Raw genomic sequence first — 23,836 nt, forward strand, 5'->3', positions numbered from 1 at the left:
ACATTTGCCGACCCACGCGGTCGGGTGTGTCGGATCCGGCGGACCTCCGCGCAAGCACGGAAACGCATGGATCGCGGTGGCGGTTCGACTCGCGTGCGGTTGATGGACACGCACGGGAGCCCAGGCACACCCCAGGCACAAGGTCTGAGCGTACCTACCGCATCCACTCCGGTCAAAACAAAAGCCCTTCCGCACCGGCCGCCCCGGACCCGCCGCGCGCCCACAGGCCGGGCGCCGCACGGCCGACGCCCCCGCGCCACACCCGGGCGGCAGTCCGGATGTGCGGAAGTCGTTCGGATGTGGTACGGACACCCGCGCGAGCGACACCGTCCGACCCGCGCCGGAGCGGCCCCGGGATCTACACTGCCTCAGCGATTCATCCCGAACGGCACTTCTCACCAGGGAGCGGGACATTGGGGACGGTCACCTCGGGCAGCCCGGATCCGGTGACGGCGGGGAGCCCCCCGGCCCCCGACCCCGGCCCCGGCGGGCGCCGGCTCCCCCTGCCGGCCCGGCTCGCCGGGCTGTACGGGCCCCTGCTCGCCTTCGTGATCACCTCGGGCGCCTTCTGCGCGGCCTGGGCCCTCCGCGGCGCCTACCCCTTCGGGCCCGCCGGCCGGGCGGTCAACGACCAGGCCAACCAGTACGTGCCCTTCCACCGCGGGCTGTGGGACCTGGTCCACGGCCGGGCCGCCGGTGACCTGCTCTTCACCTGGCGCGGCGGCTTCGGCCAGCAGTTCCTGGCCGACTACCACACCTACCTCGGCAACCCCTTCTCCTGGCTCGCCGTGCTGGTCCCGCGCGGCCACGTGGACCTGGCCGTCTTCGTGGTCACCCCGCTGACCATGGGCACCGCCGCCGCGCTGATGACCGGCTACCTCGGCATGCTCCAGCCCGGCCCCTGGTGGCAGCGCGGAACCCTCGGCGCCTGCTACGGGCTGTGCGGCTGGGCCCTCAGCGACGCCTCGTACATCCCGATGTGGCTGTGGGGCCTGGTCGCGCTGCCGCTGCTGGGGATCGCCGTCGAGTGGTGCCTGGAGGGCCGCCGCTGGCCGGGCGCGACCCTGCTGGTGGCGCTCGCCTGGTCCGGCAACTTCTACACCGCGATGATGGCGACGACGGCCGCCTGCCTGCTGCTGGGGATCCGGCTGCTCACCCGCGAGATGACCGGCCGGGAGCGGCTGCGGGCCCTGGGGCGGGCCGCCGGCGCCGCCGCGACGGGCATCGCGCTCACCCTCCCCCTCCTCCTGCCGGCGTTCCTCTCCAGCGGGGCCGCGCAGCCCACCCGGGCGGCCGCCTTCGAGCCGGTGCGGCTGGACGCGTTCCTCGCGGGGATGCTCCCGGCCACCCACCTGTGGGGCGGCCGGCCCCGCCTGTACGTGGCCTCGCTGGGCCTGATCCTCGCGGGAACCTTCGTGCTCAACACGGCGATCGCCCGCCGGACCCGGCTGGTGTGGACGGGTGCGACGCTGCTGGTGCTGGCCTCGTTCCAGTTCCCGCCGACGCAGTACGCCTGGCACGGGTTCGCCGTCCCGAACGGCAATCCGTACCGGGAGACCTTCGTCTTCAGCGCGATGGTGGTGATCCTCGCCTGGCTGGCGCTGGCGCACCGCCCCCGTCCGCTCCACTTGGCGCTGTCGGCGGCGCTGCTGGTGGCGGCGGCCTTCGCGCTCCGCGGCGCCGACGACTTCGGCGGCTGGACCTGGCCCGCCGTACTGGCCGGCGGGGCGCTGTCGCTGCTGGCCCTCACCCTGCCGGGGCTGGGCCGGGGGCGGGGGCGGCGCGTGCTGGTCCCGGTGGCGGCCGTGCTGATGGCCGGGGTCGTCTTCGCCGAGTCCACCGCGGCGGCCGCGGGCGCCGACGCCCGGCGGGCCCGCGAGCGCTGGGCGGCGCCCGCCGTCACGTCGAGCGCCTCGATCACCCGGCACTACGAGGCCGTCCGGGGCGTGGACGACTGGCCCGCCCACCGGACGGATTCGGGCGCGCCGCAAACCTCGTACAACGACGCCCTGGCGCTCGGCGCGGAGGGGCCGCAGTACTACAGCAGCTACCTGCCGCAGGCCACGTACCGGGCCCTGGAGCCGCTGGGATACGGCTTCAAGAACGACGGCCGGACCTTCTTCGGCGCCGACAACCCGGTGCTCGACGCGATCTTCTCGATCGGCGCGCGGGTCCGCCCGGGAGCCGTCCCGGGCACGTGGACCGCGGCGCGCTTCCCCGCGCCGCCGCTGGTCACGGTCCGCTCCGCCCCGTACACGTCCCCGAACCCGGCCGACAGCGTCTACGCCCGCCAGGAGAACGTCCTGGGCGCCACCGTCTACCGGGTCCCGCCGGTCGGCGTCGGCGGCTCCGCCACCGCGCGGACGTACGAGGCCGACTGCGCGCCGGGCTCCGAGGCGTACTGGTACTCCCCCGCGCTCTACGGCACCGCCGTCTCGGGCGGCACCCGGCGCCGCCTGGAGGGCCGCGTGAGCGGTGTCGTGCCCCTGGGCCCGGTGCCCGCCTCCGGCCGGATCTCCGTCGCCGTCCGCACCCGCGCGGCCGGGGCCACCGCCGGGGAGCACCCCGTCGGCTGCCTGGACCGCACCCGCCTCGACGCGGCGGTCCGCCGGCTCACCGCCACCGGCGCCACCTCGGTCCGCGCCGGCGGCCACACCATCGAGGCCACCCTCCCGCCGGGCGCGACGGGCACGGCCGTGTTCGCCGTGACGGCCGCCCCCGGCTGGCACTGCTCGGCCCCGCCGCTCCCCTTCCACGGCCTGCTCGCCCTCCCCGTCCCCCGCGACGGCGCCCCCCTGTCCTGCGCCTTCACCCCGAAGGGCCTGGCCCCGGGCCTCGCCGCCGGGGCCCTGGCCCTCCTCACCCTCACCGCGGCCACCCTCACCCCCCACCTCCGCCGCCGCCGCGCGGTCCGGCGGGGGTAATTCGTCCGTTTCCGGGCCGCCCCAACCCGGTGTTCAGTACATTGACCGCCTTGATCAACGGGGCGGGGGCGGGCGGCAGATGATCCTGGAACACCTGGCGGACGGCGGCGACGGCGGGCTCGACGACCGGGTCCCCTTCCTCGCCCGGCTCGAAGACGTGGACGGCGCCGAGTTACGCGCGCTGGGCCACGAGCTCGTCTATCCGCCCCGCACCGCGCTGCTGCACCAGCACGAGCCCACGGCCCACGTGATGCTGCTCCTGCACGGCTGGACCAAGGTCACCGCCGCCTACTCCAACGGCTACCAGGCCCTGCTGGCCCTGCGCGGCCCCGGCGACATCGTCGGTGAGTCCGCCGCGCTGACCCGCCGTCCCCGCTCCGCGAGCGTCACCTCGCTCGAACGCGTCCGCGCGCTGGTCATCGAGCACGAGACCTTCCGCGCCTTCCTCGCCCGCTGCCCCGACGCCGCCCTGCAACTCCTCGCCCTCACCGCCGACCGCCAGCGCGCGGGAGACCGGCGGCGCCTGGAGTTCGCCGCGCTGAGCGTGCGCGAACGGCTCGCCGTACTGCTGCTGGAGCTGGCGCAGCTGCACGGCCGGCGCACGGCGGAGGGGCTGGAGGTGGCCGTGCCGCTGACCAAGCAGGAACTGGCCGGGGCCGTGGGCGCCTCCCGGGAGATGGTCCAGCGCCAGCTCAAGGACCTGCGGGACCGCGGGGTGGTCAGTACGGGCCGGCGCGCGCTGGTGATCGTACGGCCGGACGTGCTGCACCGGATCGCCCGGTCACAGCCCCCGACGCCCTGACCCCGCCCCTTCAGTGCACCCGGTCACACTCCGGGTGCGTCATCCGCCCTCACGGCCGCGGCACGCACCGGTGCACGCTCCTGGCATGCCTCAGACAGCACCCCTGCCCCGCACCATGCTCCTCATCGACACCGAGCGCTTCAGCGACCGGGACGACGTCCAGCAGGCGCTCCTGCGCCGGATGCTCTTCAGCCTCGTCGACCGGGTCCTACTCACGGCCGGCGTCGACCAGACCATGCGGCTGCGCGCCGACCGCGGCGACGCCGTCATGGAACTGATCGACCCCGCCGTCCCCCTCACCACCCTGCTCCGGGCGCTGCTCACGGACCTCCCGGCGGAGCTGCGCGCGATGAACCGGATGGCCGCCAGCTCCACCCAGCTGCGGCTGCGCGCGGTCCTGGCCGGCGGGTACGTCGCCATCGACGAGTACGACGGCTGGGTGGGGACGGACCTCAACGACGCCTGCCGCCTCCTCGACGCCGACCCGCTGCGGGCCGCACTGCGCGAGCGCGCGGGCGACTTCGTCCTGTGCGTCTCCGAATCCGTCCACGCGGGCATCGTGCGCCACCAGCACACCGGCATCCCGGCCGAGGAGTTCACCCACATCACGGTCCCCACCAAGAACGGCCCCCTCCCGGCCTGGCTCCACGGCCCGCTCCCCACCCTCGCGAACCCCTCCGCCACGCCCCCGCCCGCCGACCCGACCCCCGCGTCCCCGGCGCCCGCCCCGGCAACCCGGCCCGCCGGAGCCGCCGCGGCAGGCGGAATCGAGTTCCACGGGACCAACCACGGCGCGATCGCCAACCAGATCACGGGCGGCATCACCTTCGGGACCCCGGGCGAGCGCCGATGAGTGACCAGCCGCCGCCGGACGCGTCGGCCGAGGCCGCCGGCCCCGCGCAGGAGAAGGCCGCGGCGGAACCCGAGCAGCCGGCTCAGGAACCCTGGGCGGCCCGCCGGGACCTGGACGCGCACACCCCTCCCTCGATGGTCTTCGACGGCATCAACCGGGGCGTCACCGCTCATCAGGTCATCGGCGACATCATCTCGGGCGGCAAGACCGAGATCCACTACGAGTTCGGCGGCTTCGGCGGCGGCCAGGTCTCCGGCGAGATCCCGGCCGGGACTCTGGAACGGCTGGCGGATTCGTTCGTCTGTGAGGGGACCGCCTTCGGATCCTTGCTGGAGCGGCTGCGCCACGAGCACGTCCTGGTCCTGACCGGCGCCCCCTTCACGGGCCGCCGCACCGCCGCCCTGATGCTGCTCCACCGCCTCGGGGCCACCCCGGTCCACGCCATGGACCGCGAGGTGACACCGAGCGAACTCAGCCGGAGGTTCGTCTCCACGGGAGAGGCCCACGGCCACGTGCTGTGCGATCTGGAGCCCTCACGGGAGCAGCCGCTGCGCGAGGCCCACCTGCTCGCCCTGCGCGGGCAGCTGCGGGAGCAGAACGCCTACCTCGTGATCACGACGGGTCACAGCCCGTACATCGAGGACACCGTCCGTCTCGCCGACTGGCAGGCTCCCGCACCGGAGACCGTTCTCTCCACGCTCCTGCACCGGCATCTCGGCCGGGCCGAGGCGCAAGAGCTGCTGGCCCGGCCCGCGGTCACCGAGTTCCTCTCGCGCGGGCACCAGATCCGCGAGGTCGTGGGCTACGCCGCCGTGCTCCTGCGCGCCGACGAGACCGAGATGGAGCAGTACTCGCTGGTCACCCTGGAGCGTCAGGTCCAGGAGTGGTTCGAGGAGGCCGACAACAGGCTCCATCTGCGGGAGAAGGCCTTCCTGATCGCGCTGGCCGCGTTCGACAACGGGCCGTACGCGCTGACCGCCGAGCTCAGCGACACCCTCTACTCGGCGCTGCTCAGGACCGGCGACGACCGGTTCCAGAAGGCCATCCCGGTCTTCGGCACCCACATCGCCAAACGGCTCCAGATCGCGCGGGCCCGGCGCTACACCGCGGACGAGCAGACCGAATGGGGCCCGGTCACCCAGCTCAAGGCGGCCTTCCTCGACGACCGGGTGGCGCCGATCCTGCTCCGCGAGGTCTGGACCGGTCACCCGGCGGCCCGGCCCGCCCTGATCACCTGGCTCGACGGTCTCGCCGCCGATGGCCGGCCTTTCGTACGGACCCGGGCGGCGGCCACCGTGGCCGTCCTCGCCTTCACCGACCTTCCCTCCACCATGGCGTTGATCCTGGAGCGCTGGGCGCGTGCGAAGGAGTCCCGGCGCCAGCTCACCGCGGTGAGCGCCCTCGCCCTCTCCCACCGGATCGGCGCACCGAACATCCCGCGGATCATCAACGGCTGGAGCGCCGACGGCCAGGATCCCAAACGCTGCTGGGTCGCGGTCCGCGCCCTGGGCCTGATCGGCCCCGAGCGCCCGGCCGAAGCCCTGGCCGCCCTGCGCGTACAAGCACGTCACCAGTACGAGAAGAAGCTCGCCCAGCCCAGGATCGGGGTGGGTGACCAGCAGGTCACCGCGGAACTCCCGCAATCCGTCGCCCTGTTGTTGCTCTCGTCCGCCGCCGGGGCCGCGCTCGCCGAGCTGCTGCCCACCCTGGAAGGGCACCCCTCCGCCCGGGCGCTGGCCCTGGACGGCTTCCTCACCGCCTGCGAGCGTCCCGCTCCCGCCTCCGCCCCTCCCCTGCTCGCGGGGTACGCCGGGGCACCGGCCGCCTTCGGAGGCATCCCACGGCTGCTGAGCGCCGCCCTGAACGACCGTTCGTTCAACGAGCGCGCGGAGGCGGTGCTGCGGGCCTGGGTCCGGGCCGCCGACTCCGACGCGGGCACGGCGGGCGCCCTGGCCGCCCTGCTCCCCGCGCTCGTCACGGGCACCCGTGACGCGGCCCGGCTCGACCACCTCCTCGACACGGTGCCGGGTCTCGACGGAAAGCCCGGACCCGCCGTCGCCGGCCGGCTGCGCGCCACGCTCGCCGCCCATCCCGCCGCTCCTCTCGCCCACGTCTGACAGGAGGCCCGCTCATGGACAGCCCTCTGTACCGTTCCGCCGACTGGGATCAGCACGCCGACCGGCACACCCGGCTGATCGACCCGGTCATCACCGTCCGCCAGATCGGGCGGCTCGGCCTGCCGGGCAGGCCGCCCACCCGTATCGATCACGCCTTGGTGTACACCACCGCCCGGGGCGGCCACGAGGTCTTCCTGCCACCGCTGCGGCCCCGCCGCCTCCGACGCCGCTACACCGCCGTCTACGAGGTGGACATGGGCATCCACCCGGCGCAGGCCCGGATGGCGCTGCCCAGCGACAACGACGCGCACGAGTTCGAGGCGAGCGTCGAGTTCAACTGGCAGGTCACCGACCCGGCCCGCTTCGTCCGCAGCGGGCACCGCGACGTGCCCCGGCTGCTCCTGGGCGAAGTGGAGCACGTGGCCCGGCACGCCACCCGGCGGTTCCCGATCGCCGACAGCGCGGCCGCCGAGGCCGAACTGATCGCCGTCGTCCGTCAGGGGAAGCCGTTGGGCGAGGACGCGGGCCTGCACGTCTCCTGGACGGCACGGCTGCGCCGCGACGAGACCAGCATCGCGCACGCCCGGCGACTGCAGGCCATCGAGCACACGGCCACGGAAGAGATCCACACGGAGCGGTACGGGTATCAGGCCGATCAGGAGAAGGCGGCGCGGGCCGGTGCCCAGCACCGCCAGCGCCTGGAGCTCCAGAAGTACGAGGCCGAGCGGATCGCCTTCTACCAGGAGTACTTGACCCGCGGCGGGGTCGACGCGTGGGCCATGCACCTGGTCCAGCACCCGGAGGACTCCGCGAAGGCCCTGGGCAGCCTCCGCGAGGACCAGCGGGAACGGCTCCGCGCGCAGATGAACCTGATCAAGGAGCTGCTGACCAAGGCGGGTACGGAGCCCTTCGAGCTGGAGGGACCGCGGCGTCTCGCGATCGACGCCTTCAACGCGGTCTTCGGGCAGCACGTCCCGGGGGATCCGGGCGGCGCGGATCCGGCCGCCGTGGCGGAGGATCCGGAGCCGGCCGCCGCCCCCTACCCGCCACCCGAAGCGCTTCCCGCCTGGCAGCCGCCCGTGCCTCCGGAGCCGTCCGCCGCCCAGGGAAGCCCTCGATGACCGCCTGCGAGCCCGGTGGAGCGTTCGCCGCGCAGCTGCTCGCCGACGTGCGGTGCGAGATCGCCCGGGCCGACAGCAAGGCGGCCGTGCTGGTCGGGGCGCTTGGGATGACCACCGGGGTGCTCAGTTCGCAGCTCGCCGCGCAGCGGTGGCGGCCCGGCGTGCTGTCGGGGGCCGGGCAGGTCGTGTGGTGGGCCGGTGCGGGGGCGCTCGCGCTGGCGCTGCCGGCGCTGCTGCTCGCCGTACTGCCCAGGTCGCTGCGTGCCCAGTGGCGGGACGGGTCCCCGCTGTCCTACTTCGGGGACATCCGTTCCGCCGACCGCCAGGACCGCCTGGAGCAGGCCCTCGCCGTCACCGGCCGGGACCCCGCCGCGGCGGTCCGCTCGGCGCTCGCGGCGAACAGCCGCATCGTCGTCCGCAAGCACCAGTGGATACGGGCCGGCCTGGTCGCCTTCTGCGCGGGCCTGTTCCTGCTGCCCGCCGCCCTGCTGATCGGCTGACCGGAGGCCCGCCATGCACCCGACGCCCGACCCCGGCTCCGGCCCCGAGCCCGTCCCCGTCCCCGTCCCCGTCCCCGTCCCCGACGACCTGGTCCGCCGGCACGCACCCGGAACGCGCCTCACCTACCGGGCCCGGCAGCGCTCCGTCGACGCCACGGCCTGGCTGGGCCTCGCCCTGCACCTGCCCGCGTTCCTGCTCGGCCTCGGCCTGGTGCTGGCCCTGTCCCTCCTCCTCGACGCGTGGCTCGGCCTCCCGGCCTGGCTGCCGGCGCTCCTCTGGCTGGCCTCCGGAGCCCTCGTCTTCAACCGGACCGTCGAGGACCGCCTCGCCCGCCACCTGCTGCGGCTGCACCGGCCGCTCCCCCACGAGCTCGCCGTCCTGGACCCGGTCTGGCGCGAGGTCACCGCCCGCGCGGGGATCGACGGCAGCCGCTACCAGCTGTGGATCGAGGACAGCCGGGACCTCAACGCCTTCGCCGCCGCCGGGCACCTCGTCGGCGTGACCCGGTACGCCGTCGAGAACCTCCCCCGCTCCCAGCTCGCCGCCGTCCTCGCCCACGAGCTCGGCCACCACACCGGCGGTCACGCCTGGGCGGCGCTCCTCGCCCGCTGGTACGCCCTCCCGGCCCGGGCCGCCTGGCGGCTCGCCGTACGGCTGTGGCCCCGGACGGCCCGCAGCCTCTCCCACGGCACCACGCTCGCGCTGACCGCGGCCGCCTGCTGGCTCGCGTACCTGACCCTGACCGCCACGTACGGCCTGCCGCTGCTCCTGCTCGCCCTCCCCTGGCTGAGCGCCGCCGTCACCCGCCGCGGTGAGCTGCGCGCCGACGCGCACGCCGCCGCCCTGGGCTTCGGGCCGATGCTGGCGGCGCTGCTGGAGCGGGTCCTCGCCGAGGAGGAGGAACGGGAACGCCGCGAGAACGCCTCCCCGCGCGGCGCCGGGGCGTTCGCCCGGCTGCTCTCCTCCCACCCCGACCACCGCACCCGGCTGCACCATCTCCGGCCGTACCTCCGGCCCGCCCCGTGAAACGCCGCAGGGCGGCCACCCTTTCGGGTGACCGCCCTGCGGTAGACGCTCTGCTGCGACTCAGCCGTTGTACGGGCCGTAGTCGTAGTCCTCCAGCGGGACAGCCTGGCCGGAGCCGGTGCCGAAGGGCGAGTAGTCGATGTCGTCGTAGCCGACGGCCGAGTACATCGCGGCCTTGGCCTCTTCGGTGGGCTCGACCCGGATGTTGCGGTAGCGGGACAGACCCGTACCGGCCGGGATGAGCTTACCGATGATGACGTTCTCCTTGAGGCCGATGAGGCTGTCGGACTTGGCGTTGATCGCCGCATCCGTCAGGACTCGGGTCGTCTCCTGGAAGGAGGCGGCCGACAGCCAGGATTCCGTCGCCAGCGAGGCCTTGGTGATACCCATCAGCTGCGGACGGCCGGAGGCGGGGTGTCCGCCCTCGGTGACCACACGACGGTTCTCGGTCTCGAACTTCGAGCGCTCGACGAGCTCGCCCGGCAGGAGCTCCGCGTCGCCGGACTCGATGATCGTCACGCGGCGCAGCATCTGCCGGATGATGATCTCGATGTGCTTGTCGTGGATCGACACGCCCTGCGAGTTGTAGACCTTCTGGACTTCGCCGACCAGGTGGACCTGGACGGCACGCTGGCCGAGGATGCGCAGCACGTCGTGCGGGTTGGTGGCACCCATGGTGAGCTTCTGGCCCACCTCGACGTGGTCGCCCTCGTGCACGATGACCTTGGCGCGCTTGGAGATCGGGAACGCCGTCTCCTCGCTGCCGTCGTCGGGCGTGATGACGATCTTCTTCGTCTTCTCGGTCTCCTCGATCCGCACGCGGCCGGCGGCCTCGGAGATCGGGGCGACACCCTTCGGGGTACGGGCCTCGAAGAGCTCGACGACACGCGGCAGACCCTGCGTGATGTCGTCACCGGCCACACCACCGGTGTGGAAGGTACGCATCGTCAGCTGGGTACCGGGCTCACCGATGGACTGGGCGGCGATGATGCCGACCGCCTCACCGATGTCGACCAGCTTGCCGGTGGCCAGCGAGCGGCCGTAGCAGAAGGCACAGGTGCCGACCGCGGACTCGCAGGTCAGGACCGAGCGGGTCTTGACCTCCTCGACGCCGTTCGCGATGAGGGCGTCGATGAGCACGTCACCGAGGTCCACGTTCGCCGGCGCGATGACCTTGCCGTCGATGACGACGTCCTCGGCCAGCATGCGGGCGTACACGGAGGTCTCGACGTCGTCCGCCTTGCGGAGGACACCCGCCTCGTCCTTGACACCGATCTTGAGCTTGAGGCCGCGCTCGGTGCCGCAGTCCTCCTCGCGGATGATGACGTCCTGCGAGACGTCCACCAGACGACGGGTGAGGTAACCCGAGTCGGCGGTACGCAGGGCGGTGTCCGCCAGACCCTTACGGGCACCGTGCGTGGAGATGAAGTACTCCAGAACGGTGAGGCCCTCACGGAAGGACGCCTTGATCGGACGCGGGATGGTCTCGTTCTTCGCGTTCGACACCAGACCACGCATACCGGCGATCTGTCGCATCTGCATCATGTTTCCTCGGGCACCCGAGTCAACCATCATGAAGATGGGGTTCGTCTTGGGGAAGTTCGCGTTCATCGCCTCGGCAACCTCGTTGGTCGCCTTGGTCCAGATCGCGATGAGCTCCTGCGTGCGCTCGTCCTTGGTGATCAGACCGCGCTCGTACTGCTTCTGGACCTTCTCGTCCATCGCCTCGTAGCCCGCGACGATGGCCTTCTTGGCCTCGGGCACGACGACGTCGGAGATGGCCACGGTGACGCCCGAACGGGTCGCCCAGTGGAAGCCGGCCGCCTTCAGGTTGTCGAGCGTCGCCGCCACGATGACCTTGGGGTAGCGCTCCGCCAGGTCGTTGACGATCTCGGAGAGCTGCTTCTTGCCCACCGAGTAGTCGACGAACGGGTAGTCCTCGGGCAGCAGCTCGTTGAAGAGCGCGCGACCCAGGGTCGTCTTCAGACGGAAGCTGTCACCCGGCTGGAACTCCTGCTCGCCCTCTTCGGCGACCGGCGCCACCCAGCCGCGCGGCGGGATGGTGCCCACCGGGAAGCGGATGTCGACGGACGACTGCAGCGCGAGCTCGCCGGCGTCGAACGCCATGATCGCCTCGGCGGTCGAGCCGAACGCGCGGCCCTCGCCCTTGACGTCACGGAGCTCACCGTCGGTGGTCAGGAAGAACAGACCGAGGACCATGTCCTGGGTCGGCATCGTGACCGGACGGCCGTCGGCCGGCTTGAGGATGTTGTTCGAGGACAGCATCAGGATGCGGGCCTCGGCCTGCGCCTCCGCGGAGAGCGGCAGGTGCACGGCCATCTGGTCACCGTCGAAGTCCGCGTTGAACGCGGTGCAGACGAGCGGGTGGATCTGGATGGCCTTGCCTTCGACCAGCTGGGGCTCGAAGGCCTGGATGCCGAGACGGTGCAGCGTGGGCGCACGGTTCAGCAGCACCGGGTGCTCGGCGATGACCTCTTCGAGCACGTCGTACACGACCGTGCGGCCGCGCTCGACCATGCGCTTCGCCGACTTGATGTTCTGCGCGTGGTTCAGGTCGACCAGGCGCTTCATCACGAACGGCTTGAAGAGCTCCAGCGCCATGGCCTTGGGCAGACCACACTGGTGCAGCTTCAGCTGCGGACCGACGACGATCACGGAACGCGCGGAGTAGTCCACGCGCTTGCCGAGAAGGTTCTGACGGAATCGACCCTGCTTGCCCTTGAGCATGTCGCTCAGGGACTTCAGCGGACGGTTACCGGGACCGGTCACCGGGCGACCACGACGGCCGTTGTCGAAGAGGGCGTCCACGGCCTCCTGGAGCATGCGCTTCTCGTTGTTCACGATGATCTCGGGGGCACCGAGGTCGAGAAGGCGCTTCAGGCGGTTGTTGCGGTTGATCACGCGGCGGTACAGGTCGTTCAGGTCGGAGGTCGCGAAGCGGCCACCGTCCAGCTGCACCATCGGACGCAGGTCCGGCGGGATCACCGGCACGCAGTCCAGAACCATGCCCTTGGGCTTGTTGCTGGTCTGCAGGAACGCGGAGACGACCTTGAGGCGCTTGAGCGCACGGGTCTTCTTCTGGCCCTTGCCGGTACGGATGATCTCGCGGAGGCGCTCGGCCTCCTCGTCGAGGTCGAAGGACTCCAGGCGCTTCTGCAGCGCGGCGGCGCCCATGCAGCCGTCGAAGTACGTGCCGAAGCGGTCACGCAGCTCGCGGTAGAGCAGCTCGTCGCCTTCGAGGTCCTGGACCTTGAGGTTCTTGAAGCGGGCCCAGACCTCGTCGAGGCGGTCGATCTCGCGCTGGGCGCGGTCACGGAGCTGCTTCATCTCGCGCTCGGCACCTTCGCGCACCTTGCGGCGTACGTCGGCCTTCGCGCCCTCGGCCTCAAGCTCGGCCAGGTCGGTCTCAAGCTTCTTGGCACGGCCTTCGAGGTCCGCGTCACGGCGGTTCTCGATCTGCTGGCGCTCGACGGAGACGTGCGCCTCCAGCGACGGGAGGTCGCGGGTGCGGCGCTCGTCGTCGACGAACGTGATCATGTACGCGGCGAAGTAGATGACCTTCTCGAGGTCCTTCGGCGCGAGGTCCAGCAGGTAGCCAAGGCGCGACGGGACGCCCTTGAAGTACCAGATGTGGGTGACGGGAGCGGCAAGCTCGATGTGGCCCATCCGCTCACGACGCACCTTGGCGCGCGTGACCTCGACGCCACAGCGCTCACAGATGATGCCCTTGAAGCGGACACGCTTGTACTTGCCGCAGTAGCACTCCCAGTCCCGGGTCGGACCGAAGATCTTCTCGCAGAAGAGTCCGTCCTTCTCGGGCTTGAGGGTGCGGTAGTTGATGGTCTCCGGCTTCTTGACCTCGCCGTGCGACCAGGTTCGGATGTCGTCCGCGGTGGCAAGGCCGATCCGCAGCTCGTCGAAGAAGTTGACGTCGAGCACTGTGCGTCAATCCCTCTTTCGGGGTCGAGTCTCAATCATGGTCTGAACGGTCCCGGGGATGACGGGGGGCTCTTGAGCGAGCCCCCCGTCAGGCCCGTCAGACCTCTTCGACGCTGCTCGGCTCACGCCGGGACAGGTCGATACCGAGCTCCTCCGCCGCGCGGAAGACGTCCTCGTCGGTGTCGCGCATCTCGATGGACATGCCGTCCGAGGACAGCACCTCCACGTTGAGGCAGAGCGACTGCATTTCCTTGATGAGCACCTTGAAGGACTCGGGAATGCCCGGCTCGGGGATGTTCTCGCCCTTGACGATGGCCTCGTAGACCTTCACGCGGCCGGTGACGTCATCGGACTTGATGGTCAGCAGCTCCTGGAGGGCGTAAGCGGCGCCATAAGCCTCAAGCGCCCACACCTCCATCTCACCGAAGCGCTGGCCACCGAACTGCGCCTTACCACCCAGCGGCTGCTGCGTGATCATCGAGTACGGACCGGTCGACCGAGCGTGGAGCTTGTCGTCGACCAGGTGGTGGAGCTTGAGGATGTACATGTACCCGATCGAGATCGGGTCCGGGAACGGCTCACCGGAGCGGCCGTCGAACAGGCGCGCCTTGCCGGACGGGAGGACCAGGCGGTCACCGTCGCGGTTCGGGATGGTGTGCTCGAACAGGCCGGCGAGCTCGTCCTCACGGGCACCGTCGAACACCGGGGTGGCGACGTTGGTACCGGGCTCGACACGGTCGGCACCGATGACCTTCAGACGCTCGGCCCAGTCCTCCGCGAGACCGGAGACGTCCCAGCCGCGGCTGGCGAGCCAGCCGAGGTGGATCTCCAGGACCTGTCCCGGGTTCATTCGGGACGGGACACCCAGCGGGTTCAGGATGATGTCGACCGGCGTGCCGTCCTCAAGGAAGGGCATGTCCTCGATCGGAAGGATCTTGGAGATGACACCCTTGTTGCCGTGGCGGCCGGCGAGCTTGTCACCGTCGGTGATCTTGCGCTTCTGGGCGACGTAGACGCGGACCAGCTGGTTCACGCCCGGGGGAAGCTCGTCCCCCTCCTCGCGGTCGAAGACGCGGACACCGATGACCTTGCCGATCTCACCGTGAGGAACCTTGAGCGAGGTGTCACGCACCTCGCGGGCCTTCTCACCGAAGATCGCGCGGAGCAGGCGCTCCTCCGGGGTCAGCTCGGTCTCACCCTTGGGCGTGACCTTGCCGACCAGGATGTCGCCGGCGACGACGTCCGCACCGATGCGGATGATGCCGCGCTCGTCGAGGTCGGCGAGGACCTCCTCGGAGACGTTCGGGATGTCCCGGGTGATCTCCTCGGGGCCCAGCTTGGTGTCACGGGCGTCGACCTCGTGCTCCTCGATGTGGATCGAGGAGAGGACGTCGTCCTGCACGAGGCGCTGCGACAGGATGATCGCGTCCTCGTAGTTGTGACCTTCCCACGGCATGAACGCGACGAGCAGGTTCTTGCCGAGGGCCATTTCGCCCTCTTCGGTGGCCGGGCCGTCGGCGAGGACCTGGGCCTCGACGATCCGGTCGCCCTCGTTGACGATCACCTTCTGGTTGACCGAGGTGCCCTGGTTCGAGCGGGAGAACTTCGCGACGCGGTACGTGGTGTACGTGCCGTCGTCGTTGGCGACGGTGACGTAGTCGGCCGAGACCTCCTGGACGACACCGTCCTTCTCCGCACGGATCGAGTCACCGGCGTCGACCGCACAGCGGTACTCCATGCCGGTGCCGACGAGCGGCGCCTCCGCCTTGATGAGCGGAACGGCCTGGCGCATCATGTTCGCGCCCATGAGGGCACGGTTGGCGTCGTCGTGCTCCAGGAAGGGGATCATCGCGGTCGCGACGGACACCATCTGGCGCGGGGAGACGTCCATGTAGTCGACGTCGTCGCCGGCGATGTAGTCGATCTCGCCGCCACGACGGCGGACCAGCACGCGGTTCTCGGTGAAGCGCATGTCCTCGGACAGGCCGGCGTTGGCCTGGGCGATGACGAAGCGGTCTTCCTCGTCGGCCGTCAGGTAGTCGACGTCGTCGGTGACGACACCGTCGATGACCTTGCGGTACGGCGTCTCGACGAAACCGAACGCGTTGACGCGACCGTAGGACGCGAGCGAGCCGATCAGACCGATGTTCGGGCCTTCAGGGGTCTCGATCGGGCACATGCGGCCGTAGTGCGACGGGTGAACGTCACGGACCTCGAAGCCGGCCCGCTCACGGGACAGACCGCCGGGGCCCAGCGCCGACAGGCGGCGCTTGTGGGTCAGGCCCGAGAGCGGGTTGTTCTGGTCCATGAACTGCGACAGCTGGCTGGTGCCGAAGAACTCCTTGATGGAGGCGACGACCGGCCGGATGTTGATCAGGGTCTGCGGCGTGATGGCCTCGACGTCCTGAGTCGTCATGCGCTCGCGGACGACGCGCTCCATACGAGCCAGACCCGTGCGGACCTGGTTCTGGATGAGCTCGCCGACGTTACGCAGACGACGGTTGCCGAAGTGGTCGATGTCGTCGGTCTCGACGACGATCGAACGGCCCGACTCACCGATGGTCTCGGTCTCGCCGGCGTGGAGCCGCACGAGGTACTTGATCGTCGCGATGATGTCGTCGGTGGTGAGCACACCGGCGTCCAGCGGCTCGTCGGCGCCGAGCTTCTTGTTCACCTTGTAGCGGCCGACCTTGGCGAGGTCGTAGCGCTTCGGGTTGAAGTAGAGGTTCTCGAGCAGCGTCTGAGCGGCCTCGCGGGTCGGCGGTTCGCCCGGACGCAGCTTGCGGTAGATGTCGAGCAGCGCGTCGTCCTGACCCTGGGTGTGGTCCTTCTCCAGGGTGGCGCGCATGGACTCGTACTCGCCGAACTCCTCAAGGATCTGCTCGGTGGTCCAGCCGAGAGCCTTCAGGAGGACGGTGACGGACTGCTTGCGCTTGCGGTCGATGCGGACACCGACCATGTCGCGCTTGTCGATCTCCATCTCCAGCCAGGCACCCCGGGACGGGATGATCTTGGCGGAGAAGATGTCCTTGTCGGACGTCTTGTCGATGGAGGAGTCGAAGTAGACACCGGGGGAACGGACGAGCTGCGACACCACGACACGCTCGGTGCCGTTGATGACGAAGGTGCCCTTGTTGGTCATGAGCGGGAAGTCGCCCATGAAGACCGTCTGAGACTTGATCTCTCCGGTCTCGTTGTTCGTGAACTCGGCCGTGACGAACAGCGGAGCCGCGTACGTGAAGTCGCGCTCCTTGCACTCGTCGACAGAGTTCTTCGCCGGCTCGAAACGGTGGTCGCGGAAGGTCAGCGACATCGACCCGGAGAAGTCCTCGATCGGCGAGATCTCCTCGAAGATCTCTTCCAGACCGGACTTGGTGGGGACGTCCTGTCCACTCTCAAGCGCCGACTCGACGCGAGACTTCCAGGCTGCGTTTCCGAGCAGCCAATCAAAGCTCTCGGTCTGCAGCGCCAGGAGGTTCGGAACCTCGAGGGGCTCCTTGATCTTTGCAAAGGAGATGCGCAGCGGGGCGGTGCTGGCACCGGTGTTCGTATTGGTCGAGGCGTTGCGCGAGGCGGCCAAGAGGGGGTCCTTCCGAGGGCTCGGACTCACTACGCGCGTACCGGTCCCAGCTGACACAGAAGACAGGCCCCCCAATCCGGCCGGATGACCAGGTCAGGGCGTATCAATCAAGTGTGCTCAAGCGTGGGCATGCCCCTGGCGACGGGCAGGGGGCAGCTAACAGGCAGCGCAAAGGGTCAGTGTAGCCACTTGGCTCACTGATGTCCAGACCAGGTTTCCGGAAACCGGCAACAGGCCTTCCCCATGTCGTCTAAAACGAACCAACCCTGCGTCCAACACTGCGCCTGACACTGCGGCCCTCGTACACAGAGCGCGTATCAGTACTGCCCTCTTCGTAGTCGATCCATACCTCGGATCCTCGACCAGAGCCTTGGATCCCGGACCAGCGGACCGATCTCACATCGGGACTGAGAATTGCGCGCCGCGTGCCGTTCGTCAAGGCCCCCTGCTCCGAGCGGATCATCTCCGGACCCTGCTTCGAGGCAACGAAGATCACCCTACTCCCCAACGAGACCAGGGCAAGTCAGGCACAACGGGTACGCCAAAGGGCGACCACCCTTACGGGTGATCGCCCTTTGAAGAGGCTTCAGAGAGCCTCAGAGGTGTTACTTGACCTCGACAGCCGCGCCGGCAGCCTTGAGGGACTCGGCGGCCTTGTCAGCGGCCTCCTTGGCGACCTTCTCGAGGACCGGCTTCGGAGCGCCGTCCACGAGGTCCTTGGCCTCCTTCAGGCCCAGGGAGGTCAGCTCACGCACGACCTTGATGACCTGGATCTTCTTGTCGCCGGCACCGGTGAGGATGACGTCGAACTCGTCCTGCTCCTCGACGGCCTCGACAGCGGCGCCGCCACCGGCCGGGCCGGCAACCGCGACGGCCGCAGCGGCGGTGACGTCGAACTTCTCCTCGAAGGCCTTCACGAACTCAGAGAGCTCGATGAGGGTCATCTCCTCGAACTGGGCGAGGAGGTCGTCCTGAGAGAGCTTCGCCATGATGGGCGATCCTTCCACTAAATCGGCAGGTGCCGGATGTATATAGAGGCGGGCGTAACGGCCCGCTACGACCCACGCACTAGGCGGCGTGGATCAGTGCGCGAGCCGAATTACTCGGCACCGCCCTGCTCGGCGAGCTTGACGCGAAGCGCTTCCGCGGTGCGGACGAACTTCGACGGCAGCGCCTGGAAGAGCGAGGCAGCCTGAGACTGCTTGCCCTTGAACGCGCCGGCCAGCTTGCTGAGCAGAACCTCGCGGGACTCGAGGTCCGCAAGCTTCTTGATCTCATCGGCGGTGAGCGCCTTACCATCAAGGACACCCGCCTTGATGATGAGGTTCGGGTTGTCCTTGGCGAAGTCACGCAGGCTCTTCGCCGACTCCACCGGGTCACCGGTGATGAAGGCGACCGCGGTCGGACCAGCGAAGTGCTCGTCCAGCGCGGTGATCCCGGCCTGGTTGGCCGCAATCTTGGTCAGCGTGTTCTTCACCACGGCGTACTGGGCGTTCTCACCGAGAGAGCGACGCAGCGTCTTGAGCTGCGCGACGGTGAGACCCCGGTACTCGGTCAGCACGGCGGCGTTCGAGCTCTGGAACGCGTCCTTGAGCTCGGCTACCGCGGCAGCCTTGTTGGGCGTCGGCATAGTGCGTCGGCCTCCTTCCGGGTGATGAGGACCGCTCAGAAGGGGCTGAAATACGAAACGCCCCGGCGCGGGCGCCAGGGCGTAGCTCAACCGGAACGAGTTCCGGGAACTTTCCACAGTCACCTGCGCAGGACGTCCGCAGTTAGCGGATCCTTCGGCCGCCGCACCCTTGCGGGCACGGCAACGACCAGCGGTCTTTGGCTTCCGGGGAAGCGTACGCGAAGGGGTCGAGCCGAGGCAAATCGGCCGTGGCGGCGCCCGCCGGACTGGCCGGGAACGGCGGGCGCCACCGGCGGCGTCAGGAGCCCGAGCGCTTCATGACCTCGTCGAAGAGGATCACCTCGCCCTCCGGCGGGGCCGTGATCGCCGGGACGCTGCCGTAGTCGGAGAACGTCGCCGTGGTCTTGCTCGTCCCCTCCTCGCCGGTGGTCACGGAGTCGACGCGGGCGGGGTGGCCGTCGGCGCCGATCCACAGGTCCACCTCGACGGCGGAGATCTTCTTCAGCGCCTCGTGGAGGTACGCGCGGTCCTTCTCCTCCATGACCTTGCCGCTCTCGTCCGCCTTGAGCAGGTCCTCGTTGGTGAGGGCGGCCTTGAAGTGCCGGGTCTCGGCCCCGCCGGTCCGCTCGGCGCCGGCGAACGTGAGCTTCTGCTGGCCGAGCAGCATCGCCAGGTACTCGGCGGGGTCCTCGTTGAGCCGGACGCCGGGCTTGCCGTCCTTGGCCAGTTCCATCCGCATCCAGACCTTGCCGTCGACCGGCTTGTCCATGTGGCTGTAGACGGTGTCGCCGAGCATGATCGAGCGGGTGTCGCCCGTGTCGCGGGTCAGCGTGATGTCGTGCGTGGACGGGTACCAGCCCTTGGTCCCGGACTGCTTCAGGGTCTTCCCGTCCGCCCCCACGGTCGTCAGTTCGGCCTTCGCGAACCCGGCCTTCACCGTCTTCAGGTAGGACGCCTTCACGGCTTCCGCGGGCGTCTGGGCCGGGGCGGAGGCCGTGGCCCCCGCCTTCCGGTCCGCGCCGGCCTTGCCCCCGTCGGCCCCGGCCTTGTCCCCGCCGCAGGCCGTGAGGCCGCCCACGAGCAGTACGGCGCCCGCCATGGCGGCGCCGGCCCGTGTCCGGACAGCCTTGTTCATCTGGTCTCCCCCATGTGTGGATCTCTGTACAACTCCCCGACCCTACGCGGAAGATGGGAAATCCCCACATTCACGACGAAACGGGCCCCCGCCCCCGGGAAGGGGGGCGGAGGGCCCGTTGTTACGACGGAGTGCGGAGCGTGGCCGGTCAGGCGCTGCCCTCGCCCGAGCCCTTCATCATCTCGGCGAGGTCCACGACCTGGTCGGCCGGCGGGGCCTGCACGTCGACCGGCTTGTTGTAGTCCGTGAACTTGATCGTCATGTCCGTGGCGCCCTTGGTGCCCTGGCCGCGCGTGCGCACCTGCTTGGCGTGGTTGCCCTCGTCGATCCACATGTCCATGGTCAGGCTGGTGATGCCCTGCTTCTCCAGCTCCTGGAGCGTCTTCTCCCGGCGGTCCTTCGTCGCCTGGTCCTCGCTCGCGGCCGCGGTCTTCATCTGGTCCAGCGTGAGGGTGCCCGCCAGGTGCTTCGTCTTCTGGCCGTCGACGGTCTCCTCGCCGACCAGCTTGACGTCCTTGGACTGGAGCAGGGCGTTCGCCTTGTCGCCCGGGTTCTCGGCGTTCTGGGTGCCCTTGCCGGCCGCGTCCAGCTTCGCGGCGGACTTCGGGTCCATGGACTTCAGGTCGAACTTGAGCCACTTGCCCTCGGCGCCGATGTACATGGCGCCGGCGACCAGGCGCATCTCGACGGTCTGCCCCGGGCTGTCCGGCGAGGCCAGCTTCATCGCCATCGCGAGGGCCGGCTTGAGCGCCATCGACACCTCGCCCGTGACCGCCCCGTCGGGGGTGGTGCCGGACATCGAGTACTGGAGCGAGGTGATCTCCTCGGACGTCTTCTTCGTGCCCTCCAGCAGCGCGACGGGCGTCGCCGCGGCGGCCCCCTTGCCCGCGGCCGCGGAGGCCGGAGCCGAGGCGGAGGCCGAGGCGGTCGCGGCCGCCTTGCCCGAGTCCTTCTTGTCGCCCTTGTCGCCGTTCTCGCACGCCGTGGCCCCACCCACGAGCAGTACGGCGGCCAGCGCCGCGCCGACGGTCTTCTTGCGGTTCGCGAGCATTGGAGTCCCCACCCCTGATGTGATCGTTTCGTTGGTACGACCATACGTTCTACTCCTGGCGGCCATCGAACGGGTTTCGGCCGGAAAGCCGCCGGAACACGAAGAACGGGCCCCTCGCCGCCCTGTGAAGGGGGCGAGGGGCCCGTTCAGCCACTCAGTGAGCCGGGAAGGCTCAGACCGCGGCCGGGTCTTCCTCGACGAGGAGGTTCCGGGTGCGGTTGGAGTCCAGCTGGATGCCGGGACCCATCGTGGTGCTCAGGGCGGCCTTCTTGATGTAGCGGCCCTTCGCGGCGGACGGCTTCAGACGGAGGATCTCGTCCAGGGCCGCGCCGTAGTTCTCGACCAGCTGCTCATCGGAGAAGGAGACCTTGCCGATGATGAAGTGCAGGTTCGAGTGCTTGTCGACGCGGAACTCGATCTTGCCACCCTTGATCTCGGTGACAGCCTTCGCGACGTCCATCGTGACGGTGCCGGTCTTCGGGTTCGGCATGAGGCCACGGGGACCGAGCACGCGGCCGAGGCGGCCGACCTTGCCCATGAGGTCCGGGGTGGCCACAACGGCGTCGAACTCGTTCAGGCGGTTGCCCTTGGCGATCTCGTTGATCAGCTCGTCGTCGCCGACAATGTCGGCGCCGGCGGCTTCCGCGGCCGCAGCACGGTCACCGGTCGCGAAGACCAGGACCCGGGCGGTCTTGCCGGTGCCGTGCGGGAGGTTCACGGTGCCGCGGACCATCTGGTCGGCCTTGCGCGGGTCGACACCCAGGCGGAAGGCGACCTCGACGGTGCCGTCGAACTTGGTCGTGGAGGTCTCCTTGGCGAGACGGACGGCCTCGAGCGGGGCGTACAGCTTCTCCCGGTCGACCTTGGCGTCCGCAGCGCGGAGAGTCTTGCTGCGCTTCACTTCTGCTCCTGTGTTTTGGCTTCAGGCATGGAGTCGTGGTGCGGACCAGCGCTTGGTCCTACCACTGGTGGTGCTGGGGGTGGCTGGATCAGCCTTCGACCGTGACGCCCATCGAACGCGCGGTGCCGGCGATGATCTTCATCGCGGCGTCGACGTCGTTGGCGTTGAGGTCGGGCATCTTCAGCTCGGCGATCTCGCGGACCTGGGCGCCGGTGAGCTTGGCGACCTTGGTCTTGTGCGGCTCGCCGGAGCCCTTCTCGATGCCCGCGGCCTTCAGGATGAGGCGCGCGGCCGGCGGGGTCTTGGTGATGAAGGTGAAGGAGCGGTCGTCGTAGACCGTGATCTCCACCGGCACGACCATGCCACGCTGCGACTCGGTCGCGGCGTTGTAGGCCTTGCAGAACTCCATGATGTTGACGCCGTGCTGACCGAGCGCGGGGCCGACCGGCGGAGCCGGGTTGGCCGCACCGGCCTTGATCTGGAGCTTGATAAGCCCCGTGACCTTCTTCTTCTTGGGAGGCATTGCTCTCTCCGGGTCCTAGTGAGAGTTTTTCGCCGCCAATCCGGTCATCCGGATGGAGGCATACCGCACCACGATAACGGGTATCGGAGCGGGGCTAAAAACCGAGCAGGTCAGACCGCCCTTCGCGGGGCGATCTGACCTGTCCGGAAGCGTTGTCTCAGAAGATCAGTTCTTCTGAATCTGGTCGAAGCTCAGCTCGACCGGGGTCTCGCGACCGAAGATCTCCACGAGGCCCTTGACCTTCTTCGAGTCCGGGTTGATCTCGTTGATCGTCGCCTGGAGCGTGGCGAAGGGGCCGTCGGTGACGGTGACCGAGTCGCCGACCTCGAAGTCCAGGACCTCGATGGTGCGCTTGACGGCGGGCGCGGGCAGACCGGCCTCTTCCGCGGCGGCCTTGGCGGCCTTCTCCTGCGCCTCCGGGGCGAGCATCTTGACGATCTCGTCCAGGGTCAGCGGGTACGGGTCGTACGCGTTGCCGACGAAGCCGGTGACGCCAGGCGTGTTGCGGACGACGCCCCAGGACTCGTTCGTCAGATCCATGCGGACGAGAACGTAACCGGGCAGCTTGTTCTGCCGGACGTTCTTGCGCTCGCCGTTCTTGATCTGGACGATCTCTTCCTCGGGCACCTCGGCCTGGTAGATGAACTCCTCGACGTTCAGCGAGACGGCGCGCTGCTCCAGGTTGGCCTTCACGCGCTTCTCGTAGCCCGCGTAGGTGTGGATCACGTACCACTCGCCGGGGAGCAGGCGGAGCTCCTCGCGGAGGGCCTGGATGGGGTCGACGGGCTCGGCGGGGGCGGCCTCCTCGGCCTCTTCCCCGTCGGTGTCGGCCTCGGCCTCGACGTCGCCCTCGTCCTGGGCGTCGTCTTCGGCAGCCTCGGTGTCGTCGTCGTCAGCCTCGGTGTCGGCGGCGTCCTCAACGTCGGCGTCAGCCTCGTCCTCGACGTGCAGCGCGGCGTCCTCCGCGGCGATGCCGGCCTCGGCGTCGGCGAGCTCGGCCTCGTCGGGGTCCACAGCGTCTGCAGCCTCGACGATGTCGAGCTCGTCCTCGACGGACTCGACGGAGTCGGGGCTCACGTTCAGGTTCGGGTCAGACACGGTGGCTGCTTCTTCCTGGATACAAAAGGTGGTCGAACATGCGAAAACGGGCGGCACCCATCAAGGCGCCGCCCTCCGCGGGGATCAGCCGAAGACGAACTTGATGGCTTGCTGGAACCCATAGTCAATCACGGTCACCAGACCGATCATGATGACGACGAAGACAATCACCACGGTGGTGTACGTCGTGAGCTGGTTCCGAGTGGGCCAGACAACCTTGCGGAGTTCCGCGACGATCTGACGGTAGAACAGCGCGAGCCGGCCCAGAGGGCCCTTCTTGCCGCGCTTGCCGCCCTTGCGGGCCTTCTTCTCGCGAGTGTCGTCCTCGGCATCAGGCATGTCGATGGAGCCCAGGGCGTCCGTCATGTCTCTCACCTGAATCCGGGTCGTGGCCGTAGCCGCGCCCGGTTGCGCCGCACGGCGTTGCATCGAAGTACGTACCTGCGCACACGTCCGAGAAGGAGTGTGGAGCAGGGCCGGAGGGACTCGAACCCCCAACCGCTGGTTTTGGAGACCAGTGCTCTACCAATTGAGCTACGACCCTTTGCGTTCCCCAACCTACCGCATCCGGGCGAGTGCACGGAGTGCTCACGCTCTGGGGCGATCGGCGGGGG

Annotated in this window: 17 protein-coding genes and 1 tRNA gene; 7 read left to right on the forward strand and 11 right to left on the reverse strand. The window is 69.7% G+C overall.

Translation table 11 applies throughout. The annotated features are described in order from the left end of the window. Positions 1-413: 413 nt before the first annotated feature. The 7 genes from IE248_RS04600 to IE248_RS04630 all read left to right on the forward strand — a co-directional run bounded on the left by IE248_RS04600 (position 414) and on the right by IE248_RS04630 (position 9,344). Positions 414-2,924, forward strand: a complete 2,511-nt coding sequence (locus IE248_RS04600; RefSeq protein WP_229895117.1) for a YfhO family protein — start codon at positions 414-416, stop codon at positions 2,922-2,924. Between the two features lie 79 nt (positions 2,925-3,003). Next, on the forward strand, positions 3,004-3,726 hold the full coding sequence (locus IE248_RS04605) for a Crp/Fnr family transcriptional regulator (RefSeq protein WP_190029980.1): 723 nt from the start codon (positions 3,004-3,006) through the stop codon (positions 3,724-3,726). Between the two features lie 85 nt (positions 3,727-3,811). Beyond that, positions 3,812-4,579 carry a hypothetical protein gene (locus tag IE248_RS04610; RefSeq protein WP_190029981.1) on the forward strand — a complete coding sequence of 256 codons (768 nt, stop codon included), beginning with the start codon at positions 3,812-3,814 and terminating at the stop codon, positions 4,577-4,579. Then, positions 4,576-6,696: a hypothetical protein gene (locus tag IE248_RS04615; RefSeq protein WP_190029982.1), complete on the forward strand. Its 2,121-nt coding sequence runs from the start codon at positions 4,576-4,578 to the stop codon at positions 6,694-6,696. The genes IE248_RS04610 and IE248_RS04615 overlap by 4 nt, the downstream gene beginning before the upstream one ends. Positions 6,697-6,710: 14 nt before the next feature. Further along, on the forward strand, positions 6,711-7,817 hold the full coding sequence (locus IE248_RS04620) for a hypothetical protein (RefSeq protein WP_190029983.1): 1,107 nt from the start codon (positions 6,711-6,713) through the stop codon (positions 7,815-7,817). Next, a complete protein-coding gene (locus IE248_RS04625) occupies positions 7,814-8,317 on the forward strand; it encodes a Pycsar system effector family protein (protein ID WP_190029984.1) in 504 nt (167 codons plus the stop codon). Before IE248_RS04620 ends, IE248_RS04625 begins: the two co-directional genes overlap by 4 nt. Positions 8,318-8,330: 13 nt before the next feature. After that, positions 8,331-9,344, forward strand: coding sequence for a M48 family metalloprotease (locus IE248_RS04630; RefSeq protein ID WP_190029985.1), 1,014 nt, complete (start codon positions 8,331-8,333; stop codon positions 9,342-9,344). Positions 9,345-9,404: 60 nt separating this feature from the next. Here the strand turns inward: IE248_RS04630 and IE248_RS04635 are convergent, their stop codons facing one another. From IE248_RS04635 to IE248_RS04685, 11 genes are all read right to left on the reverse strand, one after another. After that, the gene (locus IE248_RS04635; protein ID WP_008739726.1) at positions 9,405-13,304 is read right to left on the reverse strand and encodes a DNA-directed RNA polymerase subunit beta'; all 3,900 of its coding nucleotides are present in this window, start codon (positions 13,302-13,304) and stop codon (positions 9,405-9,407) included. Positions 13,305-13,401: 97 nt separating this feature from the next. Further along, a complete protein-coding gene (rpoB, locus tag IE248_RS04640; protein ID WP_008739728.1) occupies positions 13,402-16,884 on the reverse strand; it encodes a DNA-directed RNA polymerase subunit beta in 3,483 nt (1,160 codons plus the stop codon). A gap of 605 nt (positions 16,885-17,489) precedes the next feature. Continuing rightward, positions 17,490-17,873 carry a 50S ribosomal protein L7/L12 gene (gene rplL / locus IE248_RS04645; RefSeq protein ID WP_037792014.1) on the reverse strand — a complete coding sequence of 128 codons (384 nt, stop codon included), beginning with the start codon at positions 17,871-17,873 and terminating at the stop codon, positions 17,490-17,492. Positions 17,874-17,983: 110 nt separating this feature from the next. Then, positions 17,984-18,514 carry a 50S ribosomal protein L10 gene (rplJ, locus tag IE248_RS04650; protein ID WP_008739730.1) on the reverse strand — a complete coding sequence of 177 codons (531 nt, stop codon included), beginning with the start codon at positions 18,512-18,514 and terminating at the stop codon, positions 17,984-17,986. Between the two features lie 298 nt (positions 18,515-18,812). Continuing rightward, positions 18,813-19,649 carry an SCO4651 family lipoprotein gene (locus tag IE248_RS04655; RefSeq protein WP_190029986.1) on the reverse strand — a complete coding sequence of 279 codons (837 nt, stop codon included), beginning with the start codon at positions 19,647-19,649 and terminating at the stop codon, positions 18,813-18,815. Positions 19,650-19,797: 148 nt separating this feature from the next. Then, positions 19,798-20,700 carry an SCO4651 family lipoprotein gene (locus tag IE248_RS04660; protein WP_229895118.1) on the reverse strand — a complete coding sequence of 301 codons (903 nt, stop codon included), beginning with the start codon at positions 20,698-20,700 and terminating at the stop codon, positions 19,798-19,800. 172 nt (positions 20,701-20,872) lie between these two features. Continuing rightward, positions 20,873-21,601 (reverse strand): 50S ribosomal protein L1, encoded by a 729-nt coding sequence (gene rplA, locus IE248_RS04665; RefSeq protein ID WP_008739733.1) that lies wholly within the window; start codon positions 21,599-21,601, stop codon positions 20,873-20,875. Positions 21,602-21,689: 88 nt separating this feature from the next. Next, positions 21,690-22,124, reverse strand: a complete 435-nt coding sequence (gene rplK, locus IE248_RS04670; RefSeq protein ID WP_008739735.1) for a 50S ribosomal protein L11 — start codon at positions 22,122-22,124, stop codon at positions 21,690-21,692. A 165-nt stretch (positions 22,125-22,289) separates the two neighbouring features. Next, positions 22,290-23,222, reverse strand: coding sequence for a transcription termination/antitermination protein NusG (nusG, locus tag IE248_RS04675; protein WP_190029987.1), 933 nt, complete (start codon positions 23,220-23,222; stop codon positions 22,290-22,292). Positions 23,223-23,306: 84 nt separating this feature from the next. Beyond that, positions 23,307-23,588: a preprotein translocase subunit SecE gene (gene secE, locus IE248_RS04680; RefSeq protein WP_037792022.1), complete on the reverse strand. Its 282-nt coding sequence runs from the start codon at positions 23,586-23,588 to the stop codon at positions 23,307-23,309. A gap of 105 nt (positions 23,589-23,693) precedes the next feature. After that, a tRNA-Trp gene (locus tag IE248_RS04685) sits at positions 23,694-23,766 on the reverse strand. Between the last annotated feature and the right edge of the window lie 70 nt (positions 23,767-23,836).

This window comes from Streptomyces goshikiensis (genome assembly GCF_014650555.1).
GTDB lineage: Bacteria > Actinomycetota > Actinomycetes > Streptomycetales > Streptomycetaceae > Streptomyces > Streptomyces goshikiensis.

Coding starts and splice junctions, on each gene's coding strand:
- IE248_RS04615 (WP_190029982.1), top strand. CDS start 4,576: ATGAGTGACCAGCCGCCGCCGGACGCGTCGGCCGAGGCCGCCGGCCCC.
- secE (WP_037792022.1), bottom strand. CDS start 23,588: ATGACGGACGCCCTGGGCTCCATCGACATGCCTGATGCCGAGGACGAC.
- IE248_RS04610 (WP_190029981.1), top strand. CDS start 3,812: ATGCCTCAGACAGCACCCCTGCCCCGCACCATGCTCCTCATCGACACC.
- rplL (WP_037792014.1), bottom strand. CDS start 17,873: ATGGCGAAGCTCTCTCAGGACGACCTCCTCGCCCAGTTCGAGGAGATG.
- IE248_RS04630 (WP_190029985.1), top strand. CDS start 8,331: ATGCACCCGACGCCCGACCCCGGCTCCGGCCCCGAGCCCGTCCCCGTC.
- IE248_RS04660 (WP_229895118.1), bottom strand. CDS start 20,700: ATGCTCGCGAACCGCAAGAAGACCGTCGGCGCGGCGCTGGCCGCCGTA.
- IE248_RS04605 (WP_190029980.1), top strand. CDS start 3,004: ATGATCCTGGAACACCTGGCGGACGGCGGCGACGGCGGGCTCGACGAC.
- IE248_RS04655 (WP_190029986.1), bottom strand. CDS start 19,649: ATGAACAAGGCTGTCCGGACACGGGCCGGCGCCGCCATGGCGGGCGCC.
- IE248_RS04625 (WP_190029984.1), top strand. CDS start 7,814: ATGACCGCCTGCGAGCCCGGTGGAGCGTTCGCCGCGCAGCTGCTCGCC.
- rplJ (WP_008739730.1), bottom strand. CDS start 18,514: ATGCCGACGCCCAACAAGGCTGCCGCGGTAGCCGAGCTCAAGGACGCG.
- IE248_RS04620 (WP_190029983.1), top strand. CDS start 6,711: ATGGACAGCCCTCTGTACCGTTCCGCCGACTGGGATCAGCACGCCGAC.
- rplK (WP_008739735.1), bottom strand. CDS start 22,124: ATGCCTCCCAAGAAGAAGAAGGTCACGGGGCTTATCAAGCTCCAGATC.